The 15,868-nt window shown below is 60.0% G+C and carries 14 protein-coding genes; 4 read left to right on the top strand and 10 right to left on the bottom strand.

Features of this window, described 5'->3' with window-relative positions:
- Positions 1-964 precede the first annotated feature (964 nt).
- Complete coding sequence (locus FGL95_RS08630; RefSeq protein WP_169585786.1) at positions 965-1,246, bottom strand: hypothetical protein; 282 nt, start codon at positions 1,244-1,246, stop codon at positions 965-967.
- A 622-nt stretch (positions 1,247-1,868) separates the two neighbouring features.
- Between FGL95_RS08630 and FGL95_RS08625 the strand changes: the two genes are divergently transcribed.
- A complete protein-coding gene (locus tag FGL95_RS08625; RefSeq protein ID WP_169585785.1) occupies positions 1,869-3,875 on the top strand; it encodes a sensor histidine kinase in 2,007 nt (668 codons plus the stop codon).
- A gap of 98 nt (positions 3,876-3,973) precedes the next feature.
- Here FGL95_RS08625 and FGL95_RS08620 read toward each other — a convergent pair whose 3' ends face one another.
- From FGL95_RS08620 to FGL95_RS08605, 4 genes are all read right to left on the bottom strand, one after another.
- A complete protein-coding gene (locus FGL95_RS08620) occupies positions 3,974-4,273 on the bottom strand; it encodes a helix-turn-helix transcriptional regulator (RefSeq protein ID WP_338079766.1) in 300 nt (99 codons plus the stop codon).
- Positions 4,274-4,442: 169 nt separating this feature from the next.
- Positions 4,443-5,360: a hypothetical protein gene (locus tag FGL95_RS08615; protein WP_169585783.1), complete on the bottom strand. Its 918-nt coding sequence runs from the start codon at positions 5,358-5,360 to the stop codon at positions 4,443-4,445.
- A 131-nt stretch (positions 5,361-5,491) separates the two neighbouring features.
- Positions 5,492-6,697 (bottom strand): sensor histidine kinase, encoded by a 1,206-nt coding sequence (locus FGL95_RS08610; RefSeq protein ID WP_169585782.1) that lies wholly within the window; start codon positions 6,695-6,697, stop codon positions 5,492-5,494.
- The gene (locus FGL95_RS08605) at positions 6,667-7,341 is read right to left on the bottom strand and encodes a response regulator transcription factor (RefSeq protein ID WP_169585781.1); all 675 of its coding nucleotides are present in this window, start codon (positions 7,339-7,341) and stop codon (positions 6,667-6,669) included. Before FGL95_RS08605 ends, FGL95_RS08610 begins: the two co-directional genes overlap by 31 nt.
- A gap of 1,184 nt (positions 7,342-8,525) precedes the next feature.
- On the opposite strand from FGL95_RS08605, the gene FGL95_RS08600 reads away from it, so the two are divergent.
- Together FGL95_RS08600 and FGL95_RS08595 are read left to right on the top strand one after the other, a co-directional pair.
- Positions 8,526-8,981 carry a hypothetical protein gene (locus tag FGL95_RS08600; protein WP_169585780.1) on the top strand — a complete coding sequence of 152 codons (456 nt, stop codon included), beginning with the start codon at positions 8,526-8,528 and terminating at the stop codon, positions 8,979-8,981.
- Between the two features lie 1,139 nt (positions 8,982-10,120).
- On the top strand, positions 10,121-10,543 hold the full coding sequence (locus FGL95_RS08595) for a nuclear transport factor 2 family protein (protein ID WP_169585779.1): 423 nt from the start codon (positions 10,121-10,123) through the stop codon (positions 10,541-10,543).
- Between the two features lie 21 nt (positions 10,544-10,564).
- Here FGL95_RS08595 and FGL95_RS08590 read toward each other — a convergent pair whose 3' ends face one another.
- Both FGL95_RS08590 and FGL95_RS08585 read right to left on the bottom strand, forming a co-directional pair.
- Positions 10,565-11,011 (bottom strand): hypothetical protein, encoded by a 447-nt coding sequence (locus FGL95_RS08590; protein WP_169585778.1) that lies wholly within the window; start codon positions 11,009-11,011, stop codon positions 10,565-10,567.
- Between the two features lie 106 nt (positions 11,012-11,117).
- On the bottom strand, positions 11,118-11,402 hold the full coding sequence (locus FGL95_RS08585) for a helix-turn-helix transcriptional regulator (RefSeq protein ID WP_169585777.1): 285 nt from the start codon (positions 11,400-11,402) through the stop codon (positions 11,118-11,120).
- Positions 11,403-11,636: 234 nt separating this feature from the next.
- On the opposite strand from FGL95_RS08585, the gene FGL95_RS08580 reads away from it, so the two are divergent.
- Positions 11,637-12,902 carry a TetR/AcrR family transcriptional regulator gene (locus FGL95_RS08580; protein WP_169585776.1) on the top strand — a complete coding sequence of 422 codons (1,266 nt, stop codon included), beginning with the start codon at positions 11,637-11,639 and terminating at the stop codon, positions 12,900-12,902.
- A 3-nt stretch (positions 12,903-12,905) separates the two neighbouring features.
- Here the strand turns inward: FGL95_RS08580 and FGL95_RS08575 are convergent, their stop codons facing one another.
- The 3 genes from FGL95_RS08575 to FGL95_RS08565 all read right to left on the bottom strand — a co-directional run bounded on the left by FGL95_RS08575 (position 12,906) and on the right by FGL95_RS08565 (position 15,756).
- Positions 12,906-14,075, bottom strand: coding sequence for a glycoside hydrolase family 3 N-terminal domain-containing protein (locus FGL95_RS08575; protein WP_169585926.1), 1,170 nt, complete (start codon positions 14,073-14,075; stop codon positions 12,906-12,908).
- A gap of 514 nt (positions 14,076-14,589) precedes the next feature.
- Complete coding sequence (locus FGL95_RS08570) at positions 14,590-15,171, bottom strand: hypothetical protein (protein ID WP_169585775.1); 582 nt, start codon at positions 15,169-15,171, stop codon at positions 14,590-14,592.
- Between the two features lie 27 nt (positions 15,172-15,198).
- Positions 15,199-15,756 (bottom strand): hypothetical protein, encoded by a 558-nt coding sequence (locus tag FGL95_RS08565; RefSeq protein ID WP_169585774.1) that lies wholly within the window; start codon positions 15,754-15,756, stop codon positions 15,199-15,201.
- Positions 15,757-15,868 lie beyond the last annotated feature (112 nt).

Below are 15,868 nucleotides of genomic sequence, written 5' to 3'. Positions count from 1 at the left end.
CTTCGTATGGAAATGCGGATTCAGGCCGTCGATGCCCTGGTTCGAGCCACGACGTCGAGTCCAAGTTGGCATTCCTTCGTCGTCGGCTCACTTACTCCCTATGCGCCTGCCCGGCAGCCTCGTATTCTTGTACGCGAACGACTGTCAATAGACGTAAACCACTGCATCGTTGCCGCCCCGACAAACGACGACGGTTTCCGTCACACAGGTCATGACGTAGTACAAATTTGTGACTGGACTGAACACGTTAATGATCTTCGCCGGTTTCGCATTTCCCGCGCTAAATTCACGGCGAACATTCTCAGCGAACGGACAAGACGTCACATCGTTACCACGCGCCGAGCGGGCGTACGGTCCCGTACCGGTGTTTGAACATTCGACTGCGTTCGGTGGTGGCACTGCAAGCGGGGACAGAGCCTCTGTATGCGGTGCGACCGTCTGGAGTAGCGACGCAGAAGTCGTCTGGTCGGCGGCGGCCGCATCGTCATTTCCCGAGTGATTGGCCATGAAGATCACAAACCCGGCCACGACGAGTAAGGCAACCAGACCTGCGACGACTGCCGCTGCCGCACGTGGTGGCCCCGAGCGCTGGGGCTGTCCATCGGATGGTTCGGGACCAGGCGGCACTGGGGCAATATGCCCTGGAAACACAGGCGGCGGGAATTCCGTTTCGCGATACTCGATCGGTCGGTTCGCCGTCGCTGACAGATCCTCCGCCGCAGACGGATCCACTGGGACCGTTCCGCCGCCTCGCTTGTGGCTCAGTTGCCAATCCTCCGTCACCGTTCGAAGTTACCCCACCGCGGCCGTGAGATATGCCCCGTTGATTTTACAAGGAAAAAAGTGGTTCGTGACACCGCGGCGTCGAGCGCGTGGAGTGCGGTACACGTCATTTGATTTGTGGCAGATCGACCTTGCCCGGCTCGACCTCGTCGCCGGGCAAGGGCCGGATCCGACCGTATCTTCATTTGTCGCGCACCGCCGTCCAGGTATCCCAGGCGATAACAGTGTTGATTGGTTTCGACGCATTTCCTGCACGCACACATTCAGTGCGCACTTGGCCGGCGACCATCGTCGAGTCGAAGGCCCCTTCATGGCTGACTCCGTGCTTGTCCATTGCCTCCTCGCCGATGTCTTCTTGGTCAAAAAACCCGCCTTGAGGAAATCCGCGCAGGTAGTCTCCCCCGGGTGACGAACATCCGATGGAGGCGACGGCGTAAATCAATGTCATGCGTTTGAGCGACACAATTCGTCGTCCGAAAAATGGAGAATCGGTTCATAGCGCACACACTGTGCAGATTCTGTCGTCTCCGAACCCTTCACCCGGGGGCGATCCCCTTGGCCGGCATACGCGCCAGCCGATTGGTAGACCCAGCGCGGACAAAGGCATGGGTGGTTCCCGCTGTCGCAGGGCGTGGCGACGACAAAGATACGACGTCGGGAGGAGCAAGGCCTCCCCGACTCCGGGGACTCCGCCCCAAGGGGCACTCGACAAGCGCGGGCCACGACGGTAAGGCCGTGCGCAGACGCCGCCCCGCGTCGATCCTTCACCGTGGGCCCTCCGTGGACCGGATACGCCTCACCCAGAGTTCCGGCGGAGCGAGCAAGTGGCGAGCCGTCGCCGCGTCGCTGCAGTACTGTCTAATTCCATGTTCACTACGGCGCAAGCGCCGGAAAGAACCTTCCGGATTGTGTGCTTCGCGTTCGGATCAGCCGGCGTTCTGTTCCTTTCGACCTTGCGTCCCTCTGTCCCTGCGCAATTCGAATTCGCAATACCGTGGTGGAACGTAGCGGCTATCGCACTGATTGCTGTTCCGCCGCCTCTAATGGCAGTCGGGGCATTTTGGTGGCCGATAGCGTCGCTTCGCATGGTTGTCGGAGTGCTCGTCGCATCATTTATTCCGGTCCTAGCGGTGCTGCCTTTCGGGTTTGCGCGCCATGCGTTCCTCACGGACTATGGCTGGCCTTGGCCGACACTAATTCACGGCGTGGTGATCGGCGTGGCCCCGCTTGTGCTGAGTCTGCGTTGGTTCGTTGCCTACTTAGTGGCGTATGGCCCCTTGGTGGCAATGGCGACTTGGTGGGCAGGAACCGGGTGGTCGGCGTATCAAGTCGCAGTGAACACGGTGTCGACGCCGCTGTTCGGGCTGGTGGTCGCTGGGGCGACGATAATGTCGACGCGGGCGGCGGCAACGCTGGACCGCGACACCGGTGCGGCCCTCGTCCAAGCCGCACGTCGAGCTGCCACAATCGCAATGGCGACCGAACGAGCGCGTGTGGACGGACTAGTTCACGATGCGGTTTTGGCTGCTCTGCTATTTGTGGGCCGGACTCGTGGCAATGTGGCGGCGATAGCCGTGGCCGGCGGACAGGGAATCGCGGCGCTTGACCGCATCACCGCGGAATTCGATCCTGCCGCAATGATCACCGTCGGCGAGCTAGTAGTGCAAGTTCGCCGCACCTGTGCAGAGATTGATCACCGAGTCGTGGTCTCTCTTGCCGGGGACCCACAGCGAACGCTAGCTGCCTCAGCAGCCCAGCTCTTTCTAGAGGTGGCGTCAGAGGCGGTCCGCAACAGCGTTCGCCACGCAGATCGATCGGACCGTGCGGTCAATCGCGTCGTAGAGGTTCGCGAGGCGGACTTGATCACTGTTCGCATCACGGACGACGGCTCCGGATTCGAACCAACGAACGTTGGTCCTACGAGGATGGGTCTCGCAGTTGCATCCGCAAGAGTCGACCAATACGGCGGCGCGTCCCTTCTAGTCGATTCGTCACCCGGCGCCGGAACGGTGATCGAGGTTGCAGCACCGTCAATCCCCGTCGTCGACGGCGGACCGCGGACGGCTATAGGGGACGCTGCGCAGCACACCGAACCAGTGACTGCCGCTGGCATGGTCGGGCTGCACACGCCTCTCGCTGCGGTCTTGCTCACGACATACCTCGCCGTCGAAGCAGCGCGGGGATTTGAGTCACACCTCGATCCAAGATGGTTCTCCGCGACTCTCGCGGTGCTGCTCGCCGGAATCGTCTTGCTAGTAGCGCCGTCGCTCGATCCGATGCCGCAAAGACGGGCGGTAGTACTGGCAGTGGTTCCGGGCTTGGCGGCGCTCGCCAACGTTACGGCGATCAACTCCGACAGCCATCATGGTCACAATGCACTCTGGTCGTGGACCATGGGAACCCTGCTTATGGCTCTACTGACTCTGCGGGGAAGGTTCATGCTCGCTTGGTGCGGCATGCTCGCGGCTACCGCCGTGTTTGTCGGTTGGGCGGCGCATTCGCGAACTGGGTTCTACGGCGACTTCACCGGCATGGTGACATGGGAAATGATGCTGCTCGCGATCACTAGCGCATTCTCAGTGACGATGTGGCGGATGGTCGGACGCATCAACGCTGTGAGGATTCGCTCGATCGCGCTCGCGACCGAGCGCGCCGAATCCGAGGCTCGGTTACGCGAACGTGACGATCAGCTGCGATACCTCAACGTCACCGCCCGTCCGATGTTGGTCCGTATGTGCCAGCCCGAGCGCTTCGAGGACGATGAATGCCTTCAGGCGCTGCTACTAGAGGCGCGGCTGCGCGACAGGATCCGCGCACGAACACTAGCGAGTGAACCTCTCCTGGATGCCGCCGCACGCGCCCGCAGCCGAGGAATCGACGTCGTCCTCCTCGGCGACGGTGACGTCGAGGAGGACCAATTCCGTGAGCTGACAGAAATTGCAATCCGCGAACTCGACACCTCCGAGGGCAACCAAGTCACGATTCGCGTCCATCCCGATGGCCGCAGTAAGTTGTGCACGATCGTTCACAACGGCCAAAACTTTAACCGCCGCGTCGAGATTCCCCGATCCGATGCGCTCGCCGACGCGTAACGGCCTCTCGCACAGCAATCGAATCCCACGGAACGAAACGTGCTGAGCTCAAACGCGATCTGACTAACATCGCAAACTGTGCCGTGTCAACCCGGGGCTCAGAGTTGGTCGAGAATAATGTGACCGTCCTGTAGCGCTCTGGCGAGCATTATCGCCTTCGTCGGTGCGGGACGACCGACAGACTCGTATTTTTCGCGTATGCGAGAGAGATGCGTGTTCACCGTTCCTGGCGAAATGTAAAGCTGTTCGCACACACTAGATTTCGAGTCATTGAGGATCCAACTCACCAATACTTCGATCTCACGCGCACTTAGCTTAGGCGCCCGCAAAGGGTGTCTGTCGCAGGCAACCTCACGGGAGTTGGCGTCGACGGCGATGGGAAGTTCGATTGTGAGCACAGTAGTTCCTTTCACCGAACGCTTCGGGAAATCTTACGGCCCCCCGACCGTGGTTTTGAACCGATTAACCACAACGCTATGCGCGATGGCGTGCTTACACGAGGTTCGACTTCCTTGACGCCAGAATTGGGGTCACCGTTAGCCGAAGTAGTTAGTTGCATGCAACTATTTAGGAAATTTGTTGCGTTACAGGGAATGTCGGCGCTACGTTGTGGTCGATTTCGAGGCGCCGAATACCAGTCGCGGGATCGTACGCGAGAATAGTTGCGAGCAGTTGCCGGTGCGGCGGCAAAATTCGGATCGTCACCGTACCTGCCTCGGCCCGTCCAAGCTCGGTTGACACAAGGCTGAACAGGCGCGGTCCGATCTCGTCATCGTCATCGTCGAGCCCGTGGTCGTCGACCATCACGACCTCCACGCCTCGCTGACGAGCTTGCCTTGCAGCTGCGGCAACGCTCGGCTGGTCCAGCGCTGGCGCACGAAGCTTGTCTCGCAAATGGGCTTCGAGGAGCGCGCATTCGAGCTTCGTTGTCGAGTCCAGCTGTTCCGGGTTCGCGATCGTCGACAGAATCGGTCGGACGAGTTGGTCTAGTTGCTGCATCTGCTCGTCGCGTTCGACCAGGGCCGCGGTTGCGGCGGCTTCGGTGGCAATGCGCCGCGTAGATTCTTCGCGGAGGTCGAAGATCGCACGTGCAGCAGGACGGATGGTGTAGGCGAAGAAGGTTGCCATTAAAAGCGGACCGAGGTTGATTACCGAGATGCCGACTCCGTGAAGGAAGCCCTGCCCAGTCGACGCCGACCATATTGCAGTCACAGCAATCATGGCCAACACGTTTATCCAGGCCGCGCCGGTGCGGCCGCGGACGCACATGTAGGTCGCAGTAGCGGTGCCTGTGCCCAACGGCCATAGCTGAGCGGCAGACGTGGGGGGAATTGGCAGGACGCAAAACACCAAAGCACAGCACAACGGGCCCGCCAGCGCCATCATCACCGCAATCCCGACAGGGAGCGGGTCGGGTCGGACTGCGATCAAACCGATGGTGACCGCAAACGTGATCACGAGCGCTGCACCAATCGGCCAGCGCACGTTTACTCCATGCCACGATGTCACGACGAGCAATACCTCTGACGCGAGATAGAATATGGCAATGCCCCACGCGGCGCGTGTGTCCATTCCCAGCAAGGTCCGCGCATCTCGGATGTGCGCTCCACGATTCGTCAAGGCTGGGCCACCCAAACCATTTTGATGGTGGTTCCCGCGCCCAGACATGACTGCACGTCCACCGAGCCACCGTCGAGTTGTTGCATCCGACCTCGGATGCTGACTGCCAAGCCAAGACGATGCGGAGCCACAGCTTCGATATCGAACCCGGTTCCCGTGTCGGCGATGACGGCCTCGAGTCCCATCGCTCCAACCGTCACCGACACCGAGCGCCGAGCCCTGTCGCCTGCGTGGAGAACACTGTTGCGAACAGCTTCTGAAACTGCACCGCCGACCACGCGGATCGCCTCTGCAGGATACGTCGCTTTCTCGGCGCCGGGGTCGACGCGAGTGTCCACTCGCAAACTGTCGTCGACGGCTCCCACCGCCGTGCGCAAGTGCGCCAACACAGCCCTAGCATCAAATGACCCCTGCTCTACATCGCCAAGCTCATCGAGTTTGGACAGTGTCAGTCGCGCCTGATTGCGCACCACGTCAGTGTGCGGTTGCCGAGCCGCAGCAAGGAGCGTCGACATCACCCAGTCGTGAACCAACGCGTTGAACCGGACCCTTTGCACGGCGCGTGCCTCAATCGCCGCGGCGGCGGCGGCGACGGCATGTGCCCCCGACTGCGTCTCGTCAAGCAGCCGACCGGTTCGCATCGCCATCAATGCGGCTGCCACAAATAGCAAGCAGAAGCTCATCGCAAACGCAAGATCTGGGACGAAGGCGCCGTTGTGGTTTGGCACGCGACAGGCGTGATTGATCAACTGCACGATCGTGATCGCAACGACCAGCTGAGAAATTGTCCGACGCGGACCCCAAGCCACCGCCGCCGCCAGACCAGACAGACCAGGAATAGACGAGATCCACGAATCCGATTGCAGAAGAACACCATTCCACGCAATCGGCCACGTCGCAGCTGCGACGACGTACGACAACGCGGTCACACCAGCGAACAAGCGCACCCATCGAAGGTCGCGCCCAAACGTCGCAGCTCCCATCGCAAGCGGCGGAATAAATACCGCGACCACACCGAAGGGCGTCCACCACGCCGCCATGGCCCGCGTCTGATCGCCGATTGCTGGAGCCAACAAGATCAGGTAGAACAGATACCCTGCGCTGACGAAACGTGCGAACAACCGCAAGATGCGAGTCTCGGCACCGCTAGCAAAGTCAACAGGCAGCGCGCCTAGTGGCGTCGACGGGGTATCGGCAGCCATCCGTCCTCCAGTGCCCTTTTGTATAGCTCCGTCTTGGTGCGCGCGGGGCGTCCAGCTTCGGCATACTTTTGCCGAATTCGACCGAGATAAGCGTTGACGGTGTCCTCAGTAAGACCCGACAGCTTCGCCACTCGCGCCGCAGGCTCACCAGACGCATACAAGCCCAGGACGTCACGCTGCCGCGGACTCAAATTCACCTGAGCAAAATCCTCATCTGCATCGATCGCCGCCGCCCAATCCATCGTCGCAACGAGCCGGCCCATCGCCGCATCGCGAATCGCGGAGGCAACAACCTCACCGCGTTCAGATTTGCGCACCACGCCCAATACGCCCGCCCGCGCCGCGGCACGAACCATGAATGGCTCGTCTCCCGAGGTGAACACTAACGTTTCGATTCCCGCCCGCCGCAACTGCTCGACGTTGGCAATTGGAGAGGATCCATCAGGCAAACGAAGATCAAGCATCGCCAGATCGAGATCCGTAGTGATCGCTAGCAATTCGGACACTGTTGTCGCAGCGGCAACGATCATCAGGTCGGGTTCATCCGCGAGAATTTGGCGCAACCCTGCCACTGCCACCGCATGATCCTCGACGACTCCGATCCGCCGAGGCACGCTCCCACAGTGAGGCGTGTCGTTCGTCATCGTCTCCCCCGCTTTACGACTGCCGAGCCGTCACCAGGCAGATCTGCCCTGGAAGCATTGTCGACCGGACGTGCCTATTCCGTAAGTCAGTCAAACGATCGACGAGCGATTCGCGCGCGACGAGTGTCGGCTAGCGCCACACAAACTGTGGCCGTCTGTCTTTACCATGCTGTCTTCGCAAGCGGCTATCGACAGTGCAGCGACTTTGGATGCGAATTTTCGTCCCCTAAACAATGCGTGTCGACCGTTCGCACGATGGACGACGGACTCAGTGTCACACCAGGATATACGCCATACCGAATTCATCAGATCGGCAAGAACTGCAACGAAAGGTAACTCGATGGAGAACAAGACCCTGCCCTTCGCACTAATGGCAGGACTGTCCGCCGCGCTTCTATTCACCGGCTGCTCGTCCAATAAAGGAGGCGAGACTACGTGTCACGATTTTCTGAGTCAAGCGCAGGACAAGCAGGACTCCATAGTCACAAAGATGTACAACGACAAGCACGGAAAGGATCCAAACGGGATCAAACTGGTGGCTCTCCGGACAGAGGCGAAGGCATACTGCTCTATTACAGCGAATGACAAGACCAACATATCCAATGTCCCATTGTCTTAACAGTCGCTGTCCCGCGAGCTTGGCTGGCGTCGTCTATTGTCAGCCTGCGAGTGTCCCCGGGCAGTCCGCGTGAAATTCTGCGCGCTTCAAAATCCGACAAAGGCATCATAATGGAAACGTTTGGGATTATTTTGCATCGCAGTGGGTTGGTGGCTCGACCTGTTTGAATTGCCAATCGGATGTCGTGCACCAATTTGGAGCGCGGTGGCGCCGTGACTGGCGTCCACAATGCTCGAAAGAGCGAGGGCGCGCGCAAGGGCGATAGGCGGATGGAGGCGACGCTGGGTGTCGGATGATTCGCAGCCCGGGCCATCGAATTCGCGACGAAGCAGGCAGCCGCTTGACGCATCGCGCAGAGTATGGATCATTGGACACATGTCCAATCGTCGGCCAAATGCCCGACCTGCTTGTCAGCCACTCATACGCGAAATCCTCACCGCGCGTCGGGCTGATAAGGGCTTGACCAGTTACCTGCAAAGGGCGACGAGGGCCGCAACGATCATTTGCCGCGGCCGCCAACCGGACCGTGCCGACTACTCACGTCCTCGCCGGAGGTGATCACAGCATGGCCAATGAGCCAGCGTTGAGTTCGCCCGAGATCAGCACATTCGAGGTCACGGTCCCCGCGGCGTCGCTGAGCGAACTCATCCTTGCCGTTCACGATGCGGCAGCGCACCCAACCAATACTCAGCGAAAGTGGAAGTACGGCAACGTAATCGGCATTTCTGGTGCCAAGGTCCGGGAATTGAACAGAACCATCGCGCAGAGACGACATAATCGGTTACGTCGCCCTGTCGCTGCCGTCGAGGTCACCCAGCGACGGCTAACGGCCGATGTGCTCTTCGACGTTGACTTAGCCGCTGCGACCGCCAGCGCGCACTTCAGCGGTGCTGGCGAAGCGTCGCAGCGACATGATTCCCGCGAGGAAGCCGCGTGGGCGTCGTTTCTGGCGGTGAGTACGACCGACATACTGCTACAGGCCGGCGTCCAAGCTATCCTTTGCCCGGACGCCAGCATGTGAGCACTCGGCCGCCCAGTGTTGGTGCGCTGCCCACCGGGGCGGCGGCTGTGTCGACGAAGCAGACGACTTCGGCGACCGAGTAGTCGACACGCCTGCAGCCGGCCCAGACGGCTCGAATCGGTCTGTTTGTCGGTCCTACGGTCGCATTTATCGCCACCGGGCTGCACCGCTTCGTGTGAATACATTGACAACCACCGAGCGAGGAATTGCACTCGCACCCCGCGAATCCAGGTTCGAGAATACTCCGGGTCCGGCCATACCAGCGCATTGACTTACTGAAATCGACGGCGGCCCGTCGGTCAAACGTACGATACCGCGGCGAACCGCCGACGAAGTAACGTGGCTGCCGACCGTCGATCATGACGTATCTCGCGTACTTGGGCCCAATTGTGAAAGGACCCATCATGGCCGCACCGCACAAATTCTCCCAGTCACATATTTTCGCACGAACAACCTTGAGCGCCGACCGGGTCGCAGAATTGACTAAAGCAATCGGAGAAAATACAAGCGCGGTGGGCATGTCGACATGACACGCACCGATAGGATTCGAAGGCGCCGAACTGGGAAGCACCAATTTCTCCGTCCGGGGAGTCGGAAAGTTCTCCGAACTGATGGTGTTCCATGTACCAATCGACAACGCGCCAGCAGGTTGCACGGTTCGTAGCGAGATAGACAATTACAAGACCAGCCAGCAGCCCGTGTTCTTCATCCCGTTACGCCTAAGGATATGGTCGGATACAACGCATACCGAAAATTCATGATCAATCTCGCCGAAGCGATTCGGGCTGAGGATCCCGCCGCCCAGATATCCATCTCAGAGCGCGAGGGACAAACCGTCTAGACATGGATGCGATCGTTATCGCAATCCGAGTTGCCTTGGGGCTATCGGCCTATTGGGCACCATCCGATTTTGGACTGATGGAGAATACCGGCGGAATCGTCCTTCGCCGGACCTGTCAGGTTTTCGGGACGACGGGAGTGGTCGCCAACCGGCTCCGCCGAACACGTAGTCACCACCCGAGAGTCCAGACAATTGAGTCCAGATTGCGGGGATACCGCTCGGTCACACTATGTTGTTCGATGACCAAGCGTTGTTCGATGACCAAGCACAGCAGGTCCATCTCGAGGGGAGAATTTCAGTGGCTACGACCACGGACCCGATCAAAGAACTGTTGGACAAGAACGATATCGCCAACCTGGTCGCGGATATCGGGCGATTCATCGACTCGAAGCAGTTCGACGACTTGTCGCACGTCTATTCCGTTGACGCTAGGCTGAAAACCCCCGACGGTGTCACGACCGGCGTCGACGCGATCATCCAGACTGCGCAACGCAATCATGAAATGTTCGAACGGACGCAGCATCTCGTCGCTGGCGTTTCGATCGATCTGCAGGTCGACGAAGCGGTGGTCGACGCCAACATCGTCGCGATCTTTGTCCCTGCGGCAGCAGTCCCCCAAGACAATCGAATCATCGGCATTCACTACGCGTTCGACGCCCTTCGCACCGCGGATGGTTGGCGATTTACCCGCATGTCGATCACGCCCGTTTGGACGCGCTGAGGGCCGCAGAAACCCGATCTCTCACCGAATATCGAAATCGCCGGCGCGCACTCGCAAGAGTAGCGCCGCAGGGATATGGACGCTAAGCAACGCCGAGATCTTGTCGTTGATTGCGACGCCGACAGCGCCCTTGGTGCTGAGAAACTTCGACAGCAACCGTGGGTCGTAATCTGGCCTCGCGAGGAGCGACCGAATTTCATCCCACGTCACATCCACGCGACCAATCGTCGTCTCGCGCAACTTCTCCTGCAAGACGGTTCGGACCACGGTCAGCAACCATTCCTCGTCGACTACGCCAATATCGCGCCCAGATTGCGCGAGAATGTCATCCCGGACCTCGGAACACTCTGGAATCGCCGAGGGCATGTACTGCGCCCAGCGCGAATCAGGCTCGATAGATGCCTCTGCGCTGGTATGAAGTTCCGAACGTGCGCCACGATGTTGGCCACCCCCAACCGTGCCGCTCACATCCGACGCCTTCCGTCGATTCCGCTTCTAGCTACCATGCGGCCTATGGCCGCAAACGGTCTGCTGGCGTGCGTGGGCCCCTGCGCCCGCGCACCGCAATCAGGAGTCATAGATCTTCGACGCAGACGAACCCGTCTTGTAGCGCACGTGCCACCAACGCCGCCTTCGTTGAAGCTGATCGGCCGACAGATTCGTACTTGTGCCGGACGCGCGCCAGATGCGTGTTGACCGTGCCGAGCGAAATGTACAGTCTCTTAGCGACGTTTGCCTTCGTGTCGCAGCAGAACCATGCCAAGAGCACCTCAATTTCACGATCACTAAGATTCGGCTTTGTATACGCGCGTACCCCTTCCACCTCGGACGACCTATTGGCAGATCCAGAAATGCTCATCACGCGGTCCTTGCTGATAAATGCACGACGCTACTGATTCACGCTGCGCAACCATCCCCGACTCTTTTGCAATGGAAGCCGACCATTGCCGGAAGGTCACTGTTGCGTCGCGGAGTCCCCTGTCTCAAGTGAGACGGTTCTCTCTCACACTGTGCTCTAATGAGGCGATCGTCCACAGGATCGACCACTCCGTCGTCACGCGCGAGCACGCCGACCTGATCAAAAGGGGTAGTGATGGCTGTCGAAGACGCGGCCGCCAGGCGGTTTGTCGAAGCTGGCTTGCGCATTCTCATCGATCAACCCGGCAGCATCCTCGATCGCGGTCTTCGCAGCGAGGACGTGATCAACAGCGCCAATGGCTCGCACGCGACGTTCTATCGGAAATTTCCATCCAAATCTGACTTTCTCGCAGAAGTAGTCGATGGGCTGATTCCGTCGGGTCGCTACACACCGAAGCAGATGCGATCACTGGTGCTGACGGAGATGTCCGCCAACGGGGGGCTGACACGGGCCACGGTCCGAGCATTGATCACATCGCACTTCTCAGCGATCACGGACGAGTTGACGGTGACCAAACGTCTTCTCGCACAGGTACTCGCAGTCTCGACGCAGCGTACGACCTTCGCCCTCCGCGCGGATTACCAACGCCGCGACCAACTGGTGCTGGCCGCATTTGAAGCTTCGTTCGGCCGACTCGGCGCGACGCTCCGAAAGCCCTTCACCGCAACGACATTCGCGACTGCAATGATCGCGATCGTCGAGGGTTTCATGATACGCCGCCGGGCCGATCCGGGTTCGGTCACTCCGGCGCTGCTCGCCGACACCATCCTGGCGGTACTTAGCACAATCGTCGACACTGCGCAGCTGCACGAGCACGTGGATGATGCACTAGCGTCGCTCGACCCGCAATCCTCCGTGCCGAGAACGATGGCACGCGATCCGCGATCCGCGGTAATCGTCGCCGCGCGAGACGAATTCAGCAAACGTGGCTACTTCATGACCCGGCTCGAAACGATCGCGTCGAATGCTTCAGTCCCTGTCGAGACGGCTCGGATGTTGTTCCCCACGAAGTCACATATTCTCATCGGCGCACTGAAGTCTCGGGTGTCAGCGCTTACCGAAGCGGTTGCCGACGACCTACTGATCGGCGTCGGCACGATCACGATCATCGAGAACCATCTTCTCCGCTGCGCCCAATTAGTGGCCGACGAGACGGCATTTATGGACGCGCTGGTCGCTGCGGTCGCCCACGACACCTACTCCGAACCAGAGGGCATGATTTCAATCAAGCAGCAATTGAACCTGCCCGCCATCATCGCACCGGTGATTCAGCAGGGGCAAGACGACGGAGACTTCACCGACCTCGGCACGCCGACCGAGATCGCCGCTGGCATCACCAATACTCTCCTACTGCGTTGCTTCACCCGACGCCACCTGTCTCCCGAGGAGAATGCGACATTCATCGGCAACCTGTTACTTCAGGGATTACGTGCTCGGTGAGATCTAGCAAGAGAGAGCGCCTTTGAACTTCGCCACCCGGACCAGGGATTGGTCGACATGCTGCTGGGTCGGCCGGCCGGCGGCGACCGATTTCTCCAATTTATCCGACACGCTCGATACGGTGTCGGTGCTGATCCACAGCGCGATGTCAGCGCCAGCGACGAGGGCGGCCTCGACCGCGGTCTCGATGTCGTACTTCGCGGTGATGGCTGCCATACCGCTGAGATCGTCGGTGAAGATCGGTCCGTCGAACGGCGCAGCGCCGTAGCCGGTCCCTTCGCGTAGCAACGCCATGACCTGCGGGCTGATGCTGGCGGGGATGTTCGCGTCGGTCAAGCCGGGCACGTCGAGGTGACCGACCATGACGGCCGCGCCGCTGGAGACGAGGTCGCGGAACGGCAGCAAGTCGACCTTCTTCAGCTGGTCCAGCGGCGGCGTCGACACCGCGCCGGTGTGCGAGTCGCCAGTGCCGTGACCGTGGCCGGGGAAGTGCTTGATCACCGGCTTGACGCCTGCGTCCAACATTCCCTGGATGTATTTGCCTGCGAATTCGGTGACGACGGCAGGATCGTTGGAGTACGAGTGGTCACCGATCACGGAATCGTCCGGTTGGTTGCTCACGTCGACGTCCGGCGCGAAGTCCACGGTGATACCGAGTTCCTTCAACTTGGCCGCACGCGCCTTGGTGCGCTCGTAAACCTGGTCCGCCGTATAAGTTTTCGCGACTTCGCGGGCGGAGAGCTCAGAACCGCCGAGCAGCTCGGGGATGCGCGAGACCCGGCCGCCTTCTTCGTCGATAGTGACCATCAACGGCAGGTTCGTCGAGGCGGCCTTGACCTTGTCCATCTGAGACTTGTTCAAGATCGACTTGTCGGTCGGGCTGCCGATGAAGATCCCGCCGACGTGTTCTGTGCTGACGACGTCGATCGCGTCCGACGGGCCCGTCACACCGACGGTCAGCAACTGAGCGAGCTTGTCCCGCAAGCTGAATTTTGAGAGGAACTGACCGACACAATCGTTGAACGGCGTCGTGCCGGAGGCTAACGGAGGTTGCAAGGTCGGTTGCGATTCAGGCGCAGCCGACTGAGGCGGGGGAACCCTCGAAGAGTGCGACCTTCCGAATAGCACGAAACCCAATAGCGTCAACGAAACAAATGCGATTGCAAATATCAGCTGGACACGATGGATCGCCTTGCGACGAGGGGCGGAGCTCGCGGCGATGTACTCGCTCTGCTGTAGGTGGGCCGGAAATATCGGAGGCGGGAACGCAGCGATCTCGAGTTCCTCGCGCGCAGGGCGAGATCGGACTTCTGAGGGTCGACGGCGCGACCTACACCGCCGATTTCGTCATCGTTTTCTGCGCCGGTCATCGCACCGCCCGTCCCACTCTGCCTGCGCGATTCGCGCGACCAAGGCCAACCTATATGGATGGAATCAACGTCCCTATCGGACGAACGAATGAATGGAGAGGCAATCGAGTTCAGTGATCGAACGGACTGCTGCCCCGGCTGGGACTAGGCCTCGCGCCATAGCTGCCGCCCGCCGCGCCCCGCGATCTTCGAGAGGTCACGATTCGCGGCCGGATCGATCCGGGGCCGTCATTCCTAGCTGACAGCCATCCTGACGGTCGGCGGCACAATTGTCGAGACCACTGCGTCTCCGAGTATCACACGGATGACCCTTAAGCTCAGCGGATGCCGGTCCGCACCGCGTCCTGATGCTCGTGCAGCACGGCTGACGGGTCCAATTCGTAGATAGGTGCACAGCACCAAGGAAATATGTTATCCATTACGGCGCTCTCCGCCCAGCCCAGATCGTGCGGGAACCGAGTGAGGCGCATTCGACCTATCGTGCGTGGCCCGCGGCTTTCATAGGTCAATTCGGCGACAATCACGGGTAGCCCTGAGCCGTGCGCTTTTGAACCATCCTCCATAGTGAATTCGACTTGCTCGTGCCAGGCGATGCCAATGATGAATATGCCCGGCTCGTCCGTTTGCACGATAACTTTGTTTGCGGGGTGTAGATCACCTTTGTTGAAGTGTTGGGCGAGAGCCCCGCGCAGGTGATTCACTGGCGTCGACGTGTCGAAATAGAGGCCGTTGACGTACTTGTCCATCTTACTTTTTTCACGCGCCCTTCCGGCCGCGTTGAATGGGGCTGAAATCAATCTAAACAGACCACCGATCAAGCCGTCGACCATAGTCTCTAAGATCCACATCCCGACCATGACGACAACCACGATGCCAACGAGAATTGCTAATCCTTGCACGGTGAATTCACCTCTCTCTAGTTTCAGTTATCGCTGCGCAGGGGCGAATGGCACTTCTCGGTCGTTCTCATCCACGAGCACGGCGCGTGCATGTGGGTCAACAGAAGCCACAATTGCGACGAGATTTTCCCGCAAGGACGCGAAGTGCTTGACGGCGATACGCATCGCTTGGCCGTTATCTACCCATCGCAGCATCGCGTGTTCGCAGACTGTCTGGCCGTCGGCTTCCCGAATGACGAAGATGGCGGACCGAACGCACTCATTCCAGTCAACCCTCAATCCATGGTTGCCATCCTTGGTGCTTGGCAGCTCACCAGCGATGTACAGCGAGTCCACGAATCGGGGTTTGCTAGAGGGCAACGGCAGGCGGAAGACGAGCTCGTTCCACAACTTGTCGGATGCGAGGGAGGTGCGGATCTTCAGAGCGTTGGTCCCCAACTCGCCGGCCGCATAGCGCTGCTGACCGTAGACCGCCTTGTCGGTGAGGTCGCTCGCCTTGTCCTCCACCGCCTCGGTGAGGGACGACCAAATCCAGCCGACTACAAAGAGGAACGCAATAGCTCCCACAACGGCCAGCACTTCCATCGCGACCTCCCGTGCCCGGAAGCTAATGCTGATTCAGCGCTCGCTTCTCGACACATCGTCCCAGTGGGGCGCGGGCCGCGCAGTCGTTCAGATGGTCGACACCTCACTGGCA

Origin of the sequence: Antrihabitans stalactiti, assembly GCF_012932915.1 — a bacterium.
Taxonomy (GTDB): domain Bacteria; phylum Actinomycetota; class Actinomycetes; order Mycobacteriales; family Mycobacteriaceae; genus Antrihabitans; species Antrihabitans stalactiti.
The sequence above is the reverse complement of the archived record's forward strand: the minus strand, read 5'-3'. Positions and strand labels throughout refer to the sequence as shown.